Origin of the sequence: Thiocapsa sp., from assembly GCF_011390875.1 — a bacterium.
In the GTDB taxonomy this organism is placed as follows: domain Bacteria; phylum Pseudomonadota; class Gammaproteobacteria; order Chromatiales; family Chromatiaceae; genus Thiocapsa.
The window spans coordinates 14,167-35,630 of sequence record NZ_JAABRP010000028.1; the positions used below are offsets into that span (position 1 = coordinate 14,167).

The 21,464-nt window shown below is 66.1% G+C and carries 14 protein-coding genes; 11 read left to right on the forward strand and 3 right to left on the reverse strand.

Annotation, left to right across the window (positions count from 1 at the left end; translation table 11 throughout):
* Positions 1-346: 346 nt before the first annotated feature.
* The 8 genes from ftsY to GPT33_RS03750 all read left to right on the forward strand — a co-directional run bounded on the left by ftsY (position 347) and on the right by GPT33_RS03750 (position 10,808).
* Positions 347-1,477, forward strand: coding sequence for a signal recognition particle-docking protein FtsY (ftsY, locus tag GPT33_RS03715; RefSeq protein ID WP_363928982.1), 1,131 nt, complete (start codon positions 347-349; stop codon positions 1,475-1,477).
* Positions 1,478-1,489: 12 nt separating this feature from the next.
* Entirely contained in the window at positions 1,490-2,158 is a 669-nt protein-coding gene (ftsE, locus tag GPT33_RS03720; RefSeq protein WP_296805955.1) for a cell division ATP-binding protein FtsE, read from the forward strand.
* Between the two features lie 2 nt (positions 2,159-2,160).
* The gene (gene ftsX / locus GPT33_RS03725) at positions 2,161-3,141 is read left to right on the forward strand and encodes a permease-like cell division protein FtsX (protein ID WP_296805957.1); all 981 of its coding nucleotides are present in this window, start codon (positions 2,161-2,163) and stop codon (positions 3,139-3,141) included.
* Positions 3,142-3,362: 221 nt separating this feature from the next.
* Complete coding sequence (locus tag GPT33_RS03730; RefSeq protein WP_296805958.1) at positions 3,363-4,775, forward strand: DASS family sodium-coupled anion symporter; 1,413 nt, start codon at positions 3,363-3,365, stop codon at positions 4,773-4,775.
* On the forward strand, positions 4,772-6,766 hold the full coding sequence (locus GPT33_RS03735) for an ATP-binding protein (protein ID WP_296805961.1): 1,995 nt from the start codon (positions 4,772-4,774) through the stop codon (positions 6,764-6,766). Before GPT33_RS03730 ends, GPT33_RS03735 begins: the two co-directional genes overlap by 4 nt.
* On the forward strand, positions 6,763-7,248 hold the full coding sequence (locus GPT33_RS03740) for a response regulator (RefSeq protein WP_296805963.1): 486 nt from the start codon (positions 6,763-6,765) through the stop codon (positions 7,246-7,248). Before GPT33_RS03735 ends, GPT33_RS03740 begins: the two co-directional genes overlap by 4 nt.
* Before the next feature lie 443 nt (positions 7,249-7,691).
* On the forward strand, positions 7,692-8,531 hold the full coding sequence (rpoH, locus tag GPT33_RS03745; protein ID WP_296805965.1) for an RNA polymerase sigma factor RpoH: 840 nt from the start codon (positions 7,692-7,694) through the stop codon (positions 8,529-8,531).
* A gap of 180 nt (positions 8,532-8,711) precedes the next feature.
* Positions 8,712-10,808: a YgiQ family radical SAM protein gene (locus GPT33_RS03750; RefSeq protein ID WP_296805966.1), complete on the forward strand. Its 2,097-nt coding sequence runs from the start codon at positions 8,712-8,714 to the stop codon at positions 10,806-10,808.
* Between the two features lie 87 nt (positions 10,809-10,895).
* Here GPT33_RS03750 and GPT33_RS03755 read toward each other — a convergent pair whose 3' ends face one another.
* Both GPT33_RS03755 and GPT33_RS03760 read right to left on the reverse strand, forming a co-directional pair.
* Positions 10,896-12,230 (reverse strand): BPSS1780 family membrane protein, encoded by a 1,335-nt coding sequence (locus GPT33_RS03755; protein ID WP_296805968.1) that lies wholly within the window; start codon positions 12,228-12,230, stop codon positions 10,896-10,898.
* Positions 12,231-12,329: 99 nt separating this feature from the next.
* A complete protein-coding gene (locus GPT33_RS03760; RefSeq protein ID WP_296805970.1) occupies positions 12,330-14,291 on the reverse strand; it encodes an SEC-C domain-containing protein in 1,962 nt (653 codons plus the stop codon).
* 378 nt (positions 14,292-14,669) lie between these two features.
* Here GPT33_RS03760 and GPT33_RS03765 point away from each other — a divergent pair, with 378 nt between their 5' ends.
* Both GPT33_RS03765 and GPT33_RS03770 read left to right on the forward strand, forming a co-directional pair.
* On the forward strand, positions 14,670-19,610 hold the full coding sequence (locus GPT33_RS03765) for an AAA family ATPase (protein WP_296805971.1): 4,941 nt from the start codon (positions 14,670-14,672) through the stop codon (positions 19,608-19,610).
* A gap of 242 nt (positions 19,611-19,852) precedes the next feature.
* The gene (locus GPT33_RS03770) at positions 19,853-20,248 is read left to right on the forward strand and encodes a hypothetical protein (protein ID WP_296805973.1); all 396 of its coding nucleotides are present in this window, start codon (positions 19,853-19,855) and stop codon (positions 20,246-20,248) included.
* 139 nt (positions 20,249-20,387) lie between these two features.
* Here GPT33_RS03770 and GPT33_RS03775 read toward each other — a convergent pair whose 3' ends face one another.
* On the reverse strand, positions 20,388-20,711 hold the full coding sequence (locus GPT33_RS03775; protein WP_296805975.1) for a sel1 repeat family protein: 324 nt from the start codon (positions 20,709-20,711) through the stop codon (positions 20,388-20,390).
* Positions 20,712-20,942: 231 nt separating this feature from the next.
* Here GPT33_RS03775 and GPT33_RS03780 point away from each other — a divergent pair.
* Positions 20,943-21,464: DUF1015 domain-containing protein (locus tag GPT33_RS03780; RefSeq protein WP_296805977.1), on the forward strand; the 522-nt coding region annotated here is incomplete at its 3' end.

The following is a 21,464-nucleotide window of genomic DNA, read 5'->3' on the forward strand; positions in this document are numbered from 1 at the left end:
GGGCTCGCCCGGTCCGGTGAGCCTTGGGCGATCTGATCGCGGCGATCTGATAGCATTGCGACCACACGGGCGGAGCGGCCTTTTCTGCGGTCGTGACGCAGTTCCCGTCGAGTGCATGACGAATCGCTCGCCCGCCCCTCGCCGTTTCTCTCCCTTCAGGCATGTCCTTATGTTCGGTTTCGGAAAAAAACACAGGAAAGCCGCGTTGCCGGAGTCGGATCAGTCGGCTGCAGGCGAACCGCCGATCGCCTCCGACGCGTCGGACTCGGCCGCTAAAGCTTCGTCGGCGGATACCGGGCGCGTGGCGGATCGGGTATCGCCGGGGTCGACCGGCGTTTCGCAATCCATGCCGACGGCGGAGCCGATTCAATCCGAGTCGGTCGAATCCGAGTCGCGCCAGGTGCGGGGCGGGTGGTTTCGATCCAAGCGCCGGGCGGTCGAGGCGGATACGCCGAGCGCCGCTGCGCCGCCGGCCGTCGAGACGCGCGCACCCGAGCCTGTCGTTGCTCCGGCCCGGGCTTCCGTGCCGGATTCCAGTCACGAGGAGCCGACGGAAAAGAAGTCCGGCGTCTTCTCGCGACTGCGCGAACGCCTCACGCGCACGCGCGAGACATTCGGCGACGGTCTCGGAACGCTCTTCATCGGCCGCAAGCGCATCGACGACGATCTCATGGAGGAGCTCGAGACCCTGCTGCTTACGGCGGATGTCGGTGTCCCCACGACCGCTCGCATCATGGAGGATCTGGCGAGCCGCGTGAAGCGCAAATCACTCGCCGATCCCCGGGCACTGCTCCACGCGCTCAAGGGCGAGCTGCGCGCCGTTCTGCAGGCGGCCGATGCCCCGGTTCGTCAGCCTGCGCCCGGTCGCCCCCAGGTCATCCTCATGGTCGGCGTCAACGGCGCGGGTAAGACCACCACGATCGGCAAGCTCGCCAAGCGGCTCCAGGAGGAGGGCAACAGCGTCATTTTGGCCGCGGGCGACACCTTTCGCGCCGCGGCGGTCGAGCAGCTTCAGACCTGGGGCGAGCGCAACCGCGTGAGCGTGGTCGCGCAGCAGACCGGGGCGGATTCGGCATCCGTCATCTTCGATGCCCTGCAGGCGGCCACTGCGCGCGGCGCCGATGTGCTGATCGCCGATACCGCCGGTCGGCTGCACACCAAATCGAATCTGATGGAAGAGCTGGCCAAAGTCGCGCGGGTCATGAAGAAGATCGACCCCGAGGCGCCCCACGAGGTGATGCTGGTCGTGGATGCCACGACCGGTCAGAACGCGCTCAGCCAAGCGATTCATTTCCATCAGGCGATCGGCTTGACGGGGATTACGCTGACCAAGCTCGACGGCACGGCGAAGGGCGGGATCCTCTTCGCGATCGCGGACCGTCTGAAGGTGCCCATTCGTTTCATCGGCGTCGGGGAGACCATCGATGACTTGCGCCCCTTCGACGCCGACGAATTCCTCGATGCCTTGTTGAGCTGAGGAGGCGGGGCCGTGATCTCTTTCGAGCACGTCTTCAAACGTTATCCGGAGCGCGGCGAGGCCCTCAGCGACCTCAGCTTCGAGATGGAGGCCGGGGAGATGGCCTTCCTCACCGGACACTCGGGCGCCGGCAAGAGCACCCTGCTGCGTCTGATCGGCCTTCTCGAGCGACCGACGCGCGGCCAAGTGATCGTCAACGGGCGCAATCTCGCCGCCTTGCCGAGACGCAAGATCCCATATCACCGTCGCGAGGTCGGCATGATCTTCCAGGATCATCGGTTGCTACCCGACCGCAGCGTTTTCGACAATGTCGCCCTGCCGTTGGTCGTCGCCGGCCTTGGGCAGCGCGAGATCGGTCGGCGAGTCCGCGCCGCGCTCGATCAGGTCGGCCTGCTTGCGCGCGAGCGGGCCACGCCGGTCGCGCTCTCCGGCGGCGAGCAGCAGCGCGTCGGAATCGCCCGCGCCGTCGTCGGGCGCCCGCCGCTGGTGCTCGCGGACGAGCCGACCGGAAACCTCGACCCGGACCTATCGCGCGAGATCTTCGGCCTCTTCGAGCGATTTCATCAGGTCGGCGTCACTCTCTTGATTGCCACCCACGATCTGGGTCTCGTCATGTCCATGCCCTATCGAACCATCACCCTCGCCGACGGGCGGCTGGCCAACGACTCGGGGACTTGGTGACCATGGCCAAGTCTAAGACGGCCAAGCGCACACCGCACCGCCGCAGCGGCCCACGTCTGCTCGACATGCCCGGGCTCTGGGCGGGCAGGCATCTGCAGAGCGCGGTCGCGACCCTGGGGCGCCTCATGCGCACACCCCTGCCGACAGGGATGACGGTTGCGGTCATCGGGATCTCGCTGGCCTTGCCCGCCGCGCTCTTCGTGGTGACCGAGAACCTGCGCACCATGGCCGGAGGCTGGGATCAGGCCGCGGCCATCTCGCTGTTTCTCAAGCAGGACGTCGACGACGCCGCTGCGGCGCGGCTCGCCGAGCGGTTGCGCGCCCGACCCGAGCTGGCCCAGATCCATTTGATCAGCCGCGAGCAGGCGCTCAACGAATTTCGGGCGCTCGGCGGATTCGAGGACGCCCTCTCGCAGCTCAAGAGCAACCCCTTGCCGGCGGTCCTGGCGCTTTACCCGCATGCGGCCTCCTCCGCGCCCGAACGGTTGCAGGCGCTGCACGACGAGCTCATGACCTTACCGGAGGCCGATTTCGCCCGAATGGATACGCTCTGGCTGCAACGCTTCCAAGCGATCCTCGACCTGGCTCAGCGGGTAGTGCTCCTGCTCGGCGGACTGCTCGGCGTCGGCGTTCTGCTGATCGTCGGCAACACCATTCGGCTCGAGATCCTGAACCGGCGCATCGAGATCGAGATCATGGAGCTGGTCGGCGCGACGGGCGCCTTTATTCGCCGGCCCTTTCTCTATGCCGGGGCTTGGTACGGGCTGCTCGGCGGCCTGACCGCTTGGTTCCTCGTCACCATCGCCGTGATTCTATTGCAGCAGCCCGTATCGCGCCTGGCGACCCTCTATCGCAGCGAGTTTCCGCTGACCGGTCTCGGCCCATTGGCGATGCTGGTGATCTTCTCCGGTAGCGTGCTCTTCGGCCTGATCGGCAGCTGGATCGCCGTGAACCGTCATTTGCGCGGCGCGGAGCCGGGCTAAACCGCGTCTGGTGCGGCATGGGTCATTGTCATTTTGTGTTTGGCTTTGGAGATGTCCTCGATCTCGGTGAGACGCGGTTTAAACGTTAATATTTTTGAATACCTTAATCCGCGCCAGTCCTCGAAGCTGGCGCGGCCAAGCCACTCCGACACCTGACGCATACCGCACCGGGCGCGGTTTAGATCCGCCTCAAACCCCAATCGAATCAGGGCTTTATTTCCATGTCGACCGCGACCGCGCGACCGCGCGTCAACTTGCCGCGTCTCACCCTCGTACAAAGGATCGGATTGCTCCTTGGCTCGATTGCGTTTCTCGTCCCGCTCCTGGTCGAGATTCCGGGCCTGGAGCCGGCCGGGCGTCGAATGCTGGCGATCTTTCTGCTCGCCATCCTCTTTTGGGTCTCGGAGGCGATACCGCTTTACGCGACCGCCGTGCTGGTGATTCTGCTTCAGGTTCTGATGCTCTCGGATCAGGCGCTCATCGGGGTCGCCGGCACCTTGCCGCCCGCGGCAAGTTACTTCGCGGCCTTGGCGAATCCCGTTATCATTCTCTTTCTCGGCGGTTTCCTGATCGCGGACGGTGCCCACAAATTCGGACTGGACCGCAGTCTCGCGGCCGTGATGTTGCGGCCCTTCGCCGGCAACGCCAGGCTCTCGTTGCTCGGGCTCATGATGATCACGGCGCTGCTGTCGATGTTCGTCTCCAACACGGCGACCACGGCGACGATGTTCGCGGTCGTCATCCCGATCCTAGCCGCGCTGCCGCAAGGCCGCGCACGCACCGGCGTGGCCTTGGCCATTCCGGTCGCGGCGAACGTCGGCGGCATCGGCACGCCGGTCGGCTCGCCGCCCAACGCCATCGCGTTGGGTGCACTGGAGGCGGCGGGTCAGGGCATCTCCTTTATCGGCTGGATGCTCTTGGCCGTGCCGCTGATGGTGGTCGTGCTGCTGTTCGCCTGGTGGTTCCTGACACGCCGCTTCATCGCCGCGGACACCCCGCTCGCGCTTGAGCTCTCGGCCGACTTCGACCGCTCACCGGCTGCAGTGATCTTCTATGTCATCGCCGCTACCACCGTGCTGCTCTGGTTGACCGAACCTTTCCACGGCATCGCCTCCTCGACGGTCGGCTTTCTCCCGGTTGTTGCGCTGCTCGCCACACAGGTCATGGGCGCGGACGACATCAAACGGCTGCAATGGCCGGTGCTCTGGCTGGTTGCCGGGGGGATCGCCTTGGGGGCCGGCATCGGCGCGAGCGGACTGGATGTTTGGCTGATCGGATTGGTCGCCTGGGAGGCCCTCCCGCTGACGCTCTTGCTGCTCCTCTTGGTGGGTGTCTCGGTCGGGCTCTCGACCGTGATCTCGCACTCGGCGGCGGCGAATTTGCTCGTGCCACTGACCCTCAGCCTGGCGATCGGGCTGCCGATCGATCCGACCGCGGTCGGCGTGATGGTCGCGCTCGCCTGCGCGCTCGGCATGGCGCTGCCGATCTCCACACCGCCGAACGCCATCGCCTATGCGACCGGCGAGGTGCCGACCTCGGAGATGATCCTCAGTGGGATCGCGATCGGCGGTTTCGGGGCGCTCCTGCTGGCTCTGGTGATGCCGTCGGTTTGGAACGCGCTGGGCCTGCTATGACCGATGTCATCGATCGCGCCGGTCACGAAGGCTCGGGAGCGGGCGATCGGCTCGCCCCCCTGTGGGTCCTGATCGTGGCACCCGAGCCTTTGGCCGCCTCGATTGCGGAGGAGGTGGCCCGCGGGTTGACGGACATTGCGGAGGTGGTCTGCGCGGACGATGCCGCGGCGGCCTGTGTGCAGGTGAGTGCGCATCCTGACCGCATCGTGCCGCTGGTGCTCATGACGGCTTCGCAGGCGTTCCCCGGGTTAGCCGATTCGATCGACACGCGCATCGCGACGCTGGACACGCAGGCGGTGCTGCGCCGAGCAAGCATCCTGCTCCTGACCGACCAAGCGCTTCACGATGATCTATCCCTGTCGGTCGACCGCGACCGCTTGCATGCCGTGATCAGGATCCCCGGGTCGCCCGGCGTTCTCGCCTGGCACGCGCGCGCTCAAGCGGTGCGCTGGTTGAGTGCGCACCGCCCGAGCGATCCGCGGACCCGCGCCCTGGTCGCAACCGACGGTCGACCGGTGGCGCAGCCCGAGAGCGATCTGCTGCGCCTGCTCGAGCTCGACACGCAAGAGGTGGCGACCCAACTGCTCGCCGGGATCGAGCGCGTCCTGGGTCCGCGCCCGCGTCTGCTGCTCCCGGCCGGAACGCGCCTGATCCACGAGGGTGTCGATGTGGACGCCGTGCTGGTGGTGCTGCGCGGTCGGGTCGCGCTCGATCATGCCTCGGCCGACGGCGATCTGCGGCTCCACCACGACTCCACCGGATCCGTTGTCGGCCTGCTGTCGCTGGCCCAGCAGCAGCGCGCCTTCTTCACTGCGCGTGCGACGACCGAGGTTGAGGTCGTGCATCTTTCGTTCGAGCAGCTCGACCGTGCGCTGGCGGTGGATGCCTCGCTCGGCGCGGCGATGGCGGCAGTCTCCATCCGCGCCCTGGCCAAGCGGCTGCGTCGCGCCGACCAGCTCCAGGTCGAGAAGACCCAGCTCAACCATGTCTTGGAACGCGAACGCCGTCAGCTCTCCGATGCCTTGCATCAGCTTGAGCAGGCCCGCCTGGAGCTGGTCGAACAGGCGCGCTACGCCACGCTCGGCGAGATGGCGGCGGGGATCGCCCACGAGCTCAACAATCCGGTCGCGGCCATGCTGCGCGCGACCACCTATGTCGGCGAGGATCTGGAGCGTGTGCTGGCGAGCCATCCGCAAGGCCGGCTTGCCACCGAGATCTTCACGGCCGAGCGCGAACGCGCCCCGCGCAGCACGCGCGAGGAGCGTGCCGCGCGTCGACGCCTGCAAGCAGCCCTCGGCGATGTCGGTCTGGCCCAACGTCTGTTCGATGCCGGGATCGAAGACCCCGACCGGGCGCGCGCGCTCGCCGCCGATCCGCCGAGCCTCGATCTGGCGGAAGCGGTCGCCGGCATCGGCTCGGCGGTGCGCAACCTCGAGGTCGCCTCCCGACGGATGTGCGAGCTGGTGACGAGCCTGCGCGCCTATGCCCGTCCCAAGGGCGACCCGGTCGCCGGGGTCGATCTGCATGCGGGACTCGAGGACACGCTGCGGCTCATGGCGCATCGGCTGCGCGATGTCGAGATCGAGCGCAGCTACGGTGATCTGCCCCCGATTCGCTGCCACCCCGGCGAGCTCGAGCAGCTTTGGACCAACCTCCTGGTCAACGCCCTGGACGCACTCGGGGATGACCCCGACGAGCTTCGGCGCGTCGCACTGATCACGGATGCCCCCGACACTGGGCATGTGCGGGTGCAGATTCGGGACAACGGGCGCGGGATCGATCCGGATATCCTGCCGCGCGTCTTCGAGCCGCGCTTTACCACCAAGCAGGGCGCGGTGCGCTACGGGCTCGGACTCGGGCTCGCCATCGCGCGGCGGATCGTGGATGCTCACGGCGGGGCAATCGAGCTGATTTCGCGCCCCGGCTGCACACGGGTGACCGTGACGCTGCCGGTGGCCGGCCCGCCGGACGACGAGGACATCGAGACATGAAGCTGGCACTGTTGATTCTGGAGGACGAGCGACCGGTCCGCGAGGCGCTCAGACGCGATCTGGCGGCGTTCGCGCGTCATGTACGCATCGAGGAGGCCGAGGATGTGCCGACCGCGCTGGAGGTGATCGAGGAAATCGACGCGGCAGGCGATCGGCTCGCGCTCGTGATGGCCGATCACCGTTTGCCCGGAACCAGCGGTGTCGACTTTTTGATTGGCCTCGCGGCCGACGATCGGGCCTTTGCCACGCGCAAGGTTCTGGTCACGGGCCAGGCCGATCAGGACGACACCATCCGCGCCATCAACGAGGCCGGGCTCGACCGTTACGTCGCCAAGCCCTGGCAGGCGGACGCCTTGCGCGACCTGGTCCGGGAACAACTCACCGAATTCGTCCTCGCTGCGGGTGTGGATCCCCTCCCTCACCTCGCCGTCCTGGATGCCGAGCGGGCACTGTCGATCGTGCGGGAGCGCGGCGACCTGTAAACCTTGATCCGGCAGTTCACCGCTTCGTGCTTCATGCAAGGGTTCAACTGCCGGATCCAGGTTGAACCTGGATCCGCCTCATCGTGTTTCTGGGACGTCTCGTCGAAGCGAAATCGCGTCTACGACTTGAACAGGTTTCCGAGATTAAATCCCGTATTTGTTCAGGGTGAAATCTCCCCGCGGAGCGTCGCCGAGAAATCTTCAATAAGTCTTAATAAATTGTTTTAGATAGCTATTTTTGATCATCAGCGCTGACGATGAAAATAATCGGAACATACGATCTTGATTTTGAACGCGCCTGTCTTGTCGAATCCACGAACGTCTCCTAGAGTCTGGTGAACTTTTGTCGCGGTACAGGCTCCAAAACCCCGCCGAAAGTGCTGGCAAAATCCCGAGCGTACTGCTAGGATATTTTCCAAGGTAACAAACTCAGGTATTGGAACATGGCCAAAGACTTCGCTCTCATGCCGACGGGTACCATCGACTCCTACATCAGCGGCGCCTACCAGATTCCGGTCCTGACCCCGGAAGAGGAGAAGTCGCTCGCGATCCAACTACGCGACAACGGCGACATGGAGGCGGCAAAACGGCTCGTCACCTCGCATTTGCGCTTCGTCATCCGTATCGCCCGGGGATATCTCGGGTACGGATTGCCGCTCCCGGATCTCATTCAGGAAGGCACAGTGGGATTGATGAAGGCGGTTCGGCGTTTCGAGCCCGATATGGGCGTGCGTCTCGTCTCCTTCGCCGTGCACTGGATTCGGGCGGAGATTCACGAGTACATCCTGCGGAACTGGCGCATCGTGAAAGTCGCGACGACCAAGGCCCAGCGTAAACTCTTCTTCAACCTCCGCAGCGCGAAGAAACGTCTGGGATGGTTCACGAAGGAGGAGGTCGAGGCGGTTGCCGCCGATCTGGGCGTGAAGCCCGAGACGGTCCTGCAGATGGAATCGCGCTTGGCCAACCAGGATCTGTCCTTCGACGGCTTAGAAGACGACGACGACGACTCGCCCTCAGCGCCCTCGACCTACCTGCCGGATCTGCGGATGGAGCCCGGCAAGATCCTCGAGCGTCAAGATACCGAGCGCGATCAGCACCAGCGGCTCTACGCGGCACTCAAGGGCCTCGACGAGCGCAGCAAGACCATCCTGCGCGAGCGTTGGCTCTCCGAGAAGAAGCAGACCCTGCATGAGCTTGCCGAGCAGTTCGGTGTGTCCGCCGAACGCATTCGCCAGATCGAGAAGAATGCGATGAAGAAGCTGAGGCTACAGCTCGAGGTGTAAGATGGGTCGGGCGCCGGGGCGATCCTCGCGCACACCTGAACCAAGGCGGTGTTCACCTGACCAGTGAACACCGTCTTTTTGTTTGGCCCGTCCGATGATCCTAGAACCGGCTGCTTATTGCTTGATGCAACCGATGGATAGATTTGAACATCACAGGGCCGTTCAACCGCCGGATCCAGGATGATGACTGCACCCGACATCTTCTCCCACCGCAAGCATTGGGCCTATAAGCTGGGGACTGCCCCCGAACTGCCCATGTCGCGCGCCGAGATGGATCTGCTCGGCTGGGACAGCTGCGACATCGTGATCCTGACCGGGGATGCCTACGTCGATCATCCCTCTTTCGGGATGGCGATCATCGGGCGACTGCTCGAGGCGCAAGGCTTTCGTGTCGGCATCATCGCTCAGCCGGACTGGACCTCGGTCGAGGATTTCCGACGCCTTGGACAGCCAAATCTCTTCTTCGGGATCACCGCCGGGAACATGGACTCGATGGTGAACCGCTACACCTCCGATCGGCGTCTGCGATCGGACGACGCCTATACACCTGACGGTGCTGCGGGCCGCCGCCCCGACCGTTCGGTGACCGTTTATGCACAGCGCGCGCGCGAGGCGTTCAAGGGCGTGCCCATCGTGATCGGGGGCATCGAGGCAAGCCTACGTCGGATCGCCCACTATGACCATTGGTCCGAACAGGTACGCCGCTCCGCCCTGGTGGATGCGAAGGCCGATCTCCTGATCTACGGCAACGCCGAGCGCGCACTGGTCGAGCTGGCGCATCGCCTGGCGCGTGGAGAGCCGATCGAGCAGATCCGCGATCTGCGCGGCACTGCCTTCATGACCCGCGGCCGACCGGAGGATTGGGCCGAGATCGATTCGAGCGGGCTCGATCGACCGGGCCGGGTGGACCCGCATCCGGATCCCTACGCGGTCGCCTCGAAGGAGACCGACGCAAACGCCTCCCCGGCGATCCCCGACGGAGCCCGGGTGATCCGTTTTCAGCCGCGAGCACAACGCACCGATCGGACCCGCACGGTGGTGCGGCTGCCCTCGTTTGCGCAGGTCCGCGACGACCCGGTGCTCTACGCCCATGCCTCGCGGGTCTTCCATCTGGAGACGAATCCCGGGAACGCCCGAGCGATGGTCCAAGCCCACGGCGATCGGGATGTTTGGCTCAATCCGCCCCCGATCCCGCTGACCACCGCGGAGCTCGACCGGGTCTACGAGCTGCCCTACAGCCGCCGCCCGCATTCGAGCTACGGCGAGGCGCGGATCCCGGCCTGGGAGATGATCCGCTTCTCGGTCAACATCATGCGCGGCTGCTTCGGCGGCTGTACCTTCTGCTCGATCACGGAGCACGAGGGCCGCATCATCCAGAGCCGATCGGAGGAGTCCGTCCTGCGCGAGCTCGAGGAGATTCGCGACCGCACCCCGGGGTTCACCGGCACCATCTCGGATCTCGGCGGGCCGACCGCCAACATGTACCGGCTTGCCTGCAAGGATCCGCGCATCGAGTCGTCCTGTCGGCGTCCGTCCTGTGTCTACCCGGACGTCTGTCCGAACCTAAACACCGATCACGCTCCCCTGATTCGGCTCTATCGCCGTGCGCGCGCCATTCCCGGCATCAAGCGGGTGCTGATCGCCTCTGGGCTGCGCTACGACTTGGCGGTGCGCTCGCCCGAGTACATCCGCGAGTTGGTCACCCACCATGTCGGCGGCTATCTCAAGATCGCTCCCGAGCATACCGAGGCTGGACCGCTCAGCAAGATGATGAAGCCCGGCATCGGGACCTACGATCGCTTCAAGGAGTTGTTTGATCGCTATTCGCGCGAGGCGGGCAAGGAGCAGTATCTCATTCCCTATTTCATCGCCGCCCATCCGGGTACCAGCGACGAAGATATGCTGAATCTGGCGCTCTGGCTCAAGCGCAACGGTTTCCGCCCGGATCAGGTCCAGGGCTTTCTGCCGACACCGATGGCGACCGCCTCGGCTATGTATTACTCGGGTCGCAACCCGTTGAAAAAGGTCACGCGTGATTCGGAGCGGGTCCCCGTGGTGCGCAAACAGCGCCAGCGGCGTCTACACAAGGCATTTCTGCGCTACCACGATCCGGAAAATTGGCCGCTACTGCGCGAAGCGCTGAAGGAGATGGGCCGTTCCGATCTGATCGGCAACGGCAAGCGTCACCTCGTGCCGGCCTTTCAACCCGCCGGCACGGGTCTATCGCCGGAAGGTCGCCGGCGTCCCGGCCGCACGGCCGTGCGTAATCGCCGCTAAACCGCGTCCAGAGCGATATGCGTGGTTTTCATCGTTTGTTTGGCTTCGGAGAATACAACAAACGACGCATACCGCACCGGGCGCGGTTTAGGGGTAAAAAATATCGCGATAAGCCGTATAGATCGCGATGGTCAGGACGGGCACGACGACCAGGAGCCCGAGCATCAGGGGCAGGGAACCGAGGATCACCAGCACCATGGCCACTAGCCCGTAAATCAGGAAGGGTAGGATATTCTTCAGGCAGCCGGAGAGGCTCAGTCCGAACGCCTTGAAGACCGGAACCTGGTCGAGAGCAACCAGGCTCGGGGCGAAGAACATGGCCATCGCGAGGGGGATACCCAGCAGCATCGCCACCAGCACCGGAAGGAGGATCATCGGGTTGGAGAAGACGATGTCGATGTCGTTCGGATCCATCGTCGACAGATCCACTGCGCTTCCCATGGAGGCGAATACCGCGGCGAACAGCGCTCCCGCGACAATCACGATGGCGAGCGCCAGCAGCAGATAGACGACACCCACCAATGCGAGCGGCCCCGGGCTCTCCGAGACACCCGCAAAAAGATGACTGACAGCGAAGCGGCCCTCCCGGTATTGGCGGTGCGCGCCGATGACGAGCCCGGCACTGAGCATCGGCGTCAGGATCGTAACGGCCAAACTGCCCGCCAGGGGTACGATACTGACCAGGATCAAGATGATGTAGAACAACACCACCGCGCCGATCCACGCGCCCGGTTGTGCCTTGAACAGCTGCCATGCCTCGGTGATCCACAGCCAACCATGTCCGACGGGCCGTGATTGGGGTGCCTGCAGCACGTCTTCCTCGCCCTCGGGGCGAGGCGGTGTCAAATCGGCTCGCGGCGGTGCATAGGGGTTGTCGACCCGGTTTGGCGGGCGCGGCGGGCTCATCCCTCGGTTGGCAAGGTAGCGCTCCACCACCACTCCGCAGGCCTGACAGACGCCGGTGAGCTCCGAGACGGCGTCGGCGCCGCACTTCGGACAGCGTGTCGGATCAGCTTCGGGGCCGCTTTCGGGCTCTCCCCCGAGTCGAGCGTCGCCGGTCTGTCGAGCGTCCCCTTGCCGTCTGTCGTCGGTCGGAGGCGATGCTTCGGTGCCGTTGCGCTGCGGCGCCTGCGACGCGACGACTCTGTCCGGGCGGCTGCCCACGGATGCCGGTGCGGTGTTCGTCGAGGATTCGGCATCGATGGCCACCTTCAGTCCGATCGTGCTCAGGGCATCCCGATAGCGCTGCGCCTCGCCGCTCGTCAAGCTGTGCTTCAACACTCGGCCGGATCCGCCGAGGATCAGATCCCGCGCGGTTTCCTCCTGAAGCTTGAACTTTGCCGCCAATCGCGGCACCACGTCCTGCAACGCATGGCCGGGCATAAGCTCGCCGGCGTAGAGGATCCGATAGCGTCCTTCCATCGTGGTTCTCCTGAATGGCAGTGATACGGGAGCGGCTCGGCCAAACCTTCTCGAACACACCGCGACAGGGACAAAACGCGGTGTGCCCGTTTCGTTCGTCTAGGCGGTCAGGCGTCTCAGCCAGGCCAAGATGCCTGGCTCCGCCGCCCAGACGTCACGCATGGCCTCGCGGTACATCCACGCCTGATCATCGCCGCCGGGCAGTGTTCCGGGCGGGGTGAAGTGCGGGCGTTTGATACGTTTTCGGGTCAGATACTGCGGGATTCTCGGCAAGCGGTTGACGGCGGTCGTCAGCACCAGGCGCGCCCTGTCCTGCCGCCCAAGACGGTAGAGGGCCAGAACCTCGCCGTATGCGAGATCGGCCAGTCCATCGTTCGGAAAACGCCGGGCCAACGCCAGTGCAAGCTCGTCCTGGCCGTCGCGCAGATAATGATTCATCAGCTCCGCGCGCACGCCATGATTGTCCCGAGGGTTGAGGCGCAGCAAGGTCTCGAGCGTCCGCGCCGCACCCTTCGGCTCGTCTTCGTCGATCTGGCAAAGATACTGTCGGAACAGCAGTCGCAACGCAGGGCGATTTGGCGGCGCAGACCAAGGAATGTGTTGGGAGGCATCCTCGGGGAGCACTTGCTCCAGGATGCCGCGTGCGCGCTCCAAGAGGGGGCGCGACAGCAGGTGTGAGATCCACGGCAGCGTGCTCTCTGGATGGAGGTACAGCGCGGTCGCGAGATCGTCCAGCACCTCAAGACTGTCGGCGAGCTCGGGGTTGGCCAGCAGGTGATCCAGCCAGTCCGGGGTGGACCAGAGGTCAATTTCCTCTGCGGGCACGAGTCGGGTCGAGTCCGGCTTGGCCGTCGGAAAGACCGACTTCCACGCCGCTTCGAGCTGGCGCAATGCCGGCGGAGCGCTGAGTCGCGCGGGGCCGGGCGCGTGCCGTGACAGGCCGTTTGCCGCGTCATCGTCGGCGCCGTCCGGCACGGGGGCATCGATGTCGTCGAACAGCGCGAGCTGACCCGGCAGCCAACCGGGCGCGTAGGTGTTCAACGGCTCCAAGCGATAGGCAGGCAGCGGGCGGGCTTCAATCAGGTTGATCCAATCAAGAAGGTCGAGCAAGACCGGGTCGAGGGCGTCCGAGTGGCTGTCCACGAGCGCTTCCTGCGGATCCTCGACGGCCCGGTTGAGGAAGTCCAACACGCCGGGATGGGTAAACCCGACCTGACGGAAACGGAAGAGCCAGAAGCGGGCGCGCTCGCGAGCGATCCAATCCTTGTGCTGAGCCGCAAGCAGCGTGATCTCGAGGATCGCCGTACCCGGATTGTCCGGGTCGCTACGCAATGCGGCCGTGAAGGCTGCACCGGCCTCGGCAAAATCGCCGTCGTCGATCGCCATAGTGCAGCGCCGCTGCCAGGCGGCGGCCCGCAAGGGTCGGCTCCCCTCGGTGCAGATCCGCTCGAGGAACGTCTCCTTTTTGCGCCGATGACCGAGCCGATCGTAAGCATCGCACAGGATGTCGATCGACGGCTCGAACTCGCCGTCGAGGTCTTCGAGCGATCCCGCGAAAAGGGGTTCCAGGAGGGCCGCCGCGCGTTTCGGGCGATCCTCGGTCAGCCAGCGATCGGCGATGCGGGCAAGCAGTGGCTCGGGAACGGCGTGCAGGTCCAGCGCCTCGCGCAGACCCTGCTCGGACAACTCGTCGAGCAGGATCTCCCAGACCAGATCGCTTGAGAGCTCCGGAACCTCGTCGATGGCGCCGCAGCATTCGCCGTAAGGGCTTCCCGAGCCGCAGGAGCACGGTTCCTCCGGAGGGTGAGGCGTCATCAATCGGGTCTGGAAGGCGTAGGTCGGCTGTGGGGTCGCGTTCCAGATCGCGGTTCCGAGGAGATTGGCGAGACGCCGCCGCTCGACCTCGTCGAGCTCAGTCCCGGACAACCCGAGCAGCTCGGGGAGATGACCGCGCGCCCAGTCGAGGAAGCTATCCGGATCCGGTGCAAGCAGGATTTGTCGCACTGAACGCTGAATCACCTCTTCGAAGCGTTCGGTATCGGCCATGTCGTGGTCCAGCATCGCGATCTCCTCCGTCGGATGGAGGCAGTTTGGGGATGCGCCCGCCGGGCCTGAATCGATCGCACGGCGGATCCTGCAACGTTTGATTGTAAACCCTCTCGGCCCGGCTGTGTCGATGACCTGAAACAGGTGAATGCGTAAACGTCGCGGTTCCATTCCCGGTTCCGAAAAATCCGCTCGCGCCGAGTATAGACCGAGCGCACGTGCGTTTTCGCAAAGCAGGGTGCGTCCCGCACGCGTCGCGGCAAGGCGCGACGACGAGGTGTAGCGGTCGGCGAGGATGCGCAACGCCACCCCGGCGTGCGCCGGGCGTGCAATGCGGCGAAAAATCCGCGCGTGCTCGGTATAGTTGCGGCATGTCCGCTCGCGATCACCCCCATGACTGAGCACAAGGTCAGAATCTTCGTCTCCTCGCCGTCCGATCTGGAGCATGAGCGTGCCCTGGTCAAGGACGTGATCGAGGCGTTGGCCCAGGAGTATCTGCCTTACTTCAGCCTCCAGGCCATTCTCTGGGAAGAGGAGGCCCTGACCGCCGCGCAGAGTTTTCAGGCCGGACTTCTGCGTCCTTCCGAATGCGAGATCGTGCTCGTCATGCTCTGGACGCGGCTCGGTACTCCGCTCGCCGATGACCCCTACGAGGGCATGACCGGGACCGAGTGGGAGTTCGTCGATGCCGTCCGAGCGTCGGCCCGGACCGGAACCCCCGAGGTCTTGGTCTACAAGAAGACCGCGCCGCGCATGGTCGACGTCAACAACGCCGAGGCGACCCGCGAGGCGCTCGCCGACCGGCATCGACTCGAAGAGTTCTTCCGCACCCACTTTTTCAACCCGGACGGCAGCTTCAGCCGGGCCTTCAGGCAGTTCGGCAACGACCGCAGTTTCCGCGAGCTGCTCGAAGGGCAACTGCGCAAGCTCCTGAACCGACGTATCAGCGCGGAGCGCCGCCTCGCCTCCGATACAGGCGACTGGCGCGGGAGTCCGTTCCGCGCAGGGGCACCGTTCGAGCTGGTCGACGACCGGGTCTTCACCGGCCGCGAGACCGAGACACGCGAGCTGGTGACGCGCCTCGAGGCGCTGCAAGGCCCCGGGCGCGGCCTGCTCCTGTTGAGCGGTCCGAGCGGTGTGGGCAAGAGCTCACTGATCCGCGCCGGGCTGCTGCCGCGACTGATCCGGCCCTTTCTCTTCCCGGGCATCGCCGGGTGTCGCTGGGGTTTCGTGGATCTGGAGCATCGCGACCCGATCGAGGCCCTGGCCGTCGCCCTCGCTGCGCCGGGTCTGTTGGGTCCGGCGCTGGAAGGCTTCGGGCTGGACGTCCAGCGCCTGACGCGTTTGCTGGTCAGCGAGCCGGAGGTCGCCGCCGATCAGCTCTTGGCCGCGCTCGCACGGTTGGCCGATGATCCGGCGAGCAGAAGCGACGCCGCGAACGGGCGTTTGCAGCTCGCAGTTATCGTCGATCCCCTCGATCGCCTGTTGACCGAGGCAATGCGGGCTGCGCCCCGAAGCCGGGCCTTCGTCGAGGCACTGGCTCTGCTCGCCGCTCGAGACGGCGTCTGGGTCATCTCCTCGCTGCGCAGCGACTACCTGCGCCACCTCGAGGAGATGCCCGAGCTCGCATCGCTCCTGGACGAGCAGAGCTGGTTTCGCCTGGAGCCGCCGCCCGCGGCGCGGATCAGGCAAGTCATCGAGATCCCCGCGCGCGTCGCCGGCATCGAATACGAGGGGATGGCCGGCGGCGGACGCGGCCTGGTCGAGGCGCTGGAGTCGGAGGCGAGCCTGCTCGAGCACTGGCCGGCCGTCCTCGAACCGGCTTTAAACGAGATTTACCTCCAGGCGCGCGACAGCTCCGGCGATGCGGCAACCAAACGGAATCGGCCCCTGACCCTTGCCGATTATCGCCGTGTCGGCGGACTCTCCGGCTCACTGCTGCGCCGTGCGGACGCCCTCTGGGAGGCTTTGGATCCCGAAGTCCGGGACGCGCTCCCGGTGCTCTGCCGCAGCCTCATCGCCCTTGAGGGCGGAGGCGCGTCGGCGCTCGGTGCACGCCGCGGGGACCTGCGCACACTGACCCGTCATCCGGCGGTCGGCAGGCTCGTCGAGGCGCTGATAGAGGCTCGCCTGTTGGTCGCCGAGGGTGTGGCCGATCCCTCGGCACGGCTCGGCTGCACGCAGGAGGCGCCGCGCCTCATGGACGATTTGCGGCGCATCATGATCCAGACCGGCGAGGAATGGCGCGAGCGGTTGCGCAGCAGGCGCGTTACGGCCGGGCGCGATGAGTCGGCGCAGTCGAACGGCGATTTCGAGCTCGCCCCCGATCCCGCCATCATGGCTCCGGCCGTGGAGCGCGGCGAGGATTCCGAAGCGGTGTCGGTCCTGCACTGGGGGGACTACCGTGCGCTCGCGACCTTTATCCATCCGGCACTGTTCGAGCAGTGGTCACCGATACGCAACTGGGCCGCGGACCCGAACAACCGCCGTGATCTGATCCTGCGCTATCAGATCTCCCGCCAGGCGCGTCTGTGGAAACGCACCGACTGCAATCGTGAGTATCTGCTCGGTGAGGCCGGCCATGCCGCAGCGCGGCGCTTCGCGGATGCCTACGGCGAGGAGCTCGAGCCCTTGGAGCTGGAGTTTCTCGAGCACTCGCATCAACACCTGGTGCTGCAGCGACGGCGCAATCGGTGGGCCCGTCTCCTCGGCCTGACCCTGGCTGCACTCCTGGTCCTTGCGACCGGCGCGGCCTTCTGGGCTTGGGACGCCTCGCGCGAGGCCACCCTGAACCTTCAACGCAGCCTGCTCAAGGCGGCCGATCTTGCGGTGCGGCAGGGCAACACGCCCGAGGCCGTGCGACTCGCCCTCAATGCCGGTCCCTATCTGCCCGAAGCGGCGACCGATACCCTGAGTCGCGCCTTCACGACGAACCGCATGGTCGCGATGGTCCAATCCGAAGCGATGGCGGGCGACCAGTCGCTACCTCCGGCGTTTCGAGACGACGGCGAGCGCCTGGTCACCCAATCGCGGGGCGAAGGTGCCCTGCTTTGGGCGCTGCGCGGGCAGAGCTTCCAGCCCGGGGCGCGCCTGTCCGGTCCGGAGCTCCCGATCCATTCTGTGCGCTTCGTCGGCAGCGGCGAGCCGCAGACCATCCTGGGGATCGGCGAGAACGGGGTCTGGCGGCTCCCGGCCGAGCCCGGTCGGCCTCCGGACTGGAGCTGCGGCGCGCGCCCGGACAGCCCGATCGCGCTGGACCGAGATGGCCGCTTTCTCGCACTCTCCCACGGTGCGCCGCAGGATCGGTATGCCGTCTGTCTCCTGGACCTCGGCCATCCCGGGGCACCGCTCTGGGATGCGCCGGTGCACACCAGCGAGGTGCGCAGCATTGCCTTCGCGCCGGACGGCGAGCTGCTCGTCACCGCCTCGCGCGACGGCGCCGCGCGGGTGCTCGAGACCCGCACGGGCGCCGAACGCGTGGTCCTGCCGACCAGCGGCTCGCTCGGCCGGCCGGCCAACGATGCCCGGTTCGACCCCGCCGGTCGGCGGATCGCCGTGGCCTCCGCCGACGAACGGATCCGCGTCTACGACCTCGACGGTAGCGAGCTTGCCGAGCTTGGCGTGATCGAGCGCGACGGCCGGCGGATTCGCATCCACAAGTCCGCGGTGCGCGAGGCGGTGTTCTCGCCGGGCGGGCAGTATCTGATCGCCGGAGACGACGCGGGGCAGGTGGTGCGCTGGGATCTCGAGAGCCGCTACGCCGAGGTTCTCGGGCACCACGATCTGAGCGTCGAGCACGTGCGGGTGTCGCCGGGCATGGACGACGAGGATCGCGAGCCACTGGTTCTCAGCGCCTCCCTCGACAAAACCGCGCGCCTCTGGGGTCTGCTCTCCGGCAAGGAGGTGGCGGTCTTCAGTCATGACGCGGCGGTCACGGATGCGCGCTTCAGCACCGATGGCCGTCGCGTCCTGAGCTACTCGGATCCGGACGGCTCGGCGCGGCTCTGGTCGGTCAAGCCGACCGAGACCCTGGCCTTTCATCTCCCCAGCGCCGATCACGTCTGGCATCTGGCGATGGCCGAAACGCCTGTAGCGCCGATCACGGGATCGCCGGATGCAGAGACCAAGGGGTCGGTCATGCTGGCCACCGCGGCCTTCGACGGAAGGGTCGAGGTCTGGCAGTACGATCGTCGCGACGATGCGCCCCCGCCGGTGCGAATCTGGACCCTGGCGGGGCACCAGGGGCGGGTACGCCGGGTCGCCTTCTCGCCCTCGGCGGACCGGCTGGCGAGTGCGGGTCACGACGGCACCGCCTGGGTTTGGGATCTGAACACCGGCGGCGGCTGCCGCCTCGTGGTCGCCGCCGACGGTGCGCCCTGCCGCCCGGATGGCGGGCGCACCTGTCCGAACGTCCATCAGGCCCTGTTTGCCCCCGACGGGCGGTGGCTCCTCACCACATCGAGCCATCTCGCCAATCCGGTCCGATTCTGGGATCCGAAGACCTGCGCTCCGCTGGACGCTTCACCCGGCTGGGGCGAGGACGGAAGCGGGGTTCAGGCCGCGGCGGTCTCCGATGGCTCGGACGGAGCGACACTGGTCGCGACCGGGGACGATGGCGGCGGTGTCCGGGTCATGCGGATGGACAGCGCCGGCGGCTGGGCGACGGTGTGCGCCGCCCAATGGCACACGGACACGGTCACGGACGCGGCCTTTTCTCCGGATGGTCGGTGGCTGGCCACGTCGAGCGAGGACGGCAGCGCCGCCTTGGTGGAGCTGATGGAAGGCGGCTGCACATCCCCCCGCTACCTGGAGCCCCAAGCCGGCATTCTCTACAGCGTCGCGTTCGCGCCCGACAGCCAGGCGCTGGTCACTGCTTCATTGGAGGCGAAGGCACAGGTCTGGGCCCTGGACGGCTCCCTGCTCGCGGAACTCGTCGGGCACAAGGATCGAATCTACGCCGCCAGGTTCAGCCCCGACGGCCGCTGGATTCTGACCGCTTCGCGTGACGGCGCGGTGCGCATTTGGACACGTCCCACGCGTCCGAGCCCGCTTCCGGAGCAGTCCTTTCTGACGCTCGACGGCGACCTCGGCGGCGTTGCCTACGCGGACTTCAGCCCCGACGGACATTCCATCGGCGCCGCCTACTGGGAGAATGCCACCCTGCTCTGGCGCCTCTGGACGGAAGAGACGGTGCCGGACCGCCGCCTCGAGGCGATTTGGGGTCGGGACCGCGCGCGCCTTGCCCTAATCCGCGAGGCCGCGCGCTTCAAGGCGGAGAACCGGCTCGACCGGCGCCAGCGCGACATCTCGGATGCGGCACCTCGGGTCGAGTAATCTCGCCGCCTGCCGCTCGGCATCGACCGTGGTTGCCGTGTCGAGGACGCACCAAGCTCCTCGTCGGCATGCCTTGAGGGGCTAGTGACATCCGCTCCGCGGTGTCGCGCATGCCCTGGCGCTCCGCGCCAAGTGCCGCGACGGCCGAAACGACGAACGAGTCACGCTTGCCGGCCAATCGGTGTCGGGCTAGCCTCCGGGGCGCTCACGCATCAGTCCGCTCAAGCGAACGAGGATTCACCATGCGCCGTACCCCCGTCCTCTCCTGTCTGCTCGGCGCCTTGCTCGCCACCTGCGCGACCCAAGCCGCCGCCTTCAAATGCATGCCGCTCTACGGTAATTGGTGCGGGATCGGGTATCCGGTCGCGGGGTTCCCGCCACCGGTCGATGCCTTCGATGCCGCCTGCATGCGCCATGACCTCTGCACTGCCGGTCCTGCACCGGAGCAAGTTTGCGACATCGCGTTCGTCGGCGAGCTGCACGCCGTCGCAGCTCAAGTTGGTTATCTCCCGCGGCCGCTGCAATGGGCCGAATACGTCATCCGCGTAAAGGCCGGCGGCCCCGTCGGCGGCATGCCGATGCCCTCGCCGTTCGACGCCTTCGGTCTGATGTCGAGCGTCGCCGCGCCCTGTTGGTAGGTCAGGAACGATTCAAAAACAACCGAAACACGTAGGATGGGTAGAGCGAAGCGAAACCCATCCAGTCCAAGCCAATGGCATCGGACCGAAACCCCGCAGCGCGGTGGGCAGATTCGGCGAGAGTCGGAGTCTGCACGGTTCAGTGCGTGGTCGTTGACGCCGCGTGAGTCGCGCGATGCGCGACGATCAGCTCTTTGGCCGCGTCGAACTCGGCGTCGGTCATCTGGCTGCCGATGATGTTGCGCAACTGATCGGCGTCCGTGTCCCCTTGCGCGATGGCCAACGACAACCAAAAATGCGCGCGGGCGAGATCGATCTCGACCCCGCGCCCCTCGGCATAGACAAGGCCCAGCGCATACTGGGCATCCATCTCTCCGCGCTCGGCGGCTTCGCGAATGCGCGCGACCTTCGACGGGTCGTTGCGCAGCAGAATTAGATCCTTGAGGTAGTTGTTGTCGGCCATTCTGTCGACTCGGATTCGTGGTTCAGGATCCGCGTGAGTATAGAGTAGCCTTTTCGCCCTAGGTTCATGCCCCGAGACCGACCGGCTCGGGTCTTGATGCCTTCAGGCTCTGCAGCGGTTCGTTGCGTCGGATTTGGCCGAGGCTCGATCCGAGCTGATACCATTGGGCCGCGGACACCGACGTTCCGAACGCCATCCATCCAGTCTCGACGACACCGACGGTGAGTCTCCATGCCCTTGATCAAACCTTTCGCGGCGCTCCGGCCGGCCCGCGCGCATGCCGCGGACGTGGCCGCCCCGCCCTACGACGTGATGAACGCCGCCGAGGCACGTCGGTTGGTCGAAGGGCGTCCGTGGAGTTTTCTGCACATCTCGCGCCCCGAGGTCGATCTGCCCGAGGGCATCGATCCCTACAGCCCGCCGGTCTATGCCAAGGCATGCGAGAATCTCGAACGGATGCTGGGCGAGGGCGTGTTGGTGCGCGACCCGGCGCCGGGTTACTACCTCTATCGCCTGACGATGGGCACGCATCGCCAGACCGGCCTGGTCGCCGCCGCCTCGATCGACGCCTACGACACGGATCGGATCAAGCGCCATGAGCTCACGCGCCCCGTCAAGGAGGACGACCGGGTGCGACAGATCGACGCACTGAACGCGCAGACCGGGCCTGTGTTGCTCGCCTGCCGCGCTCGACCCGACATCGATGCCCTGCTCGCCGGTTTCGTTGCGGGCCCGGCCGAGACGGACATCACC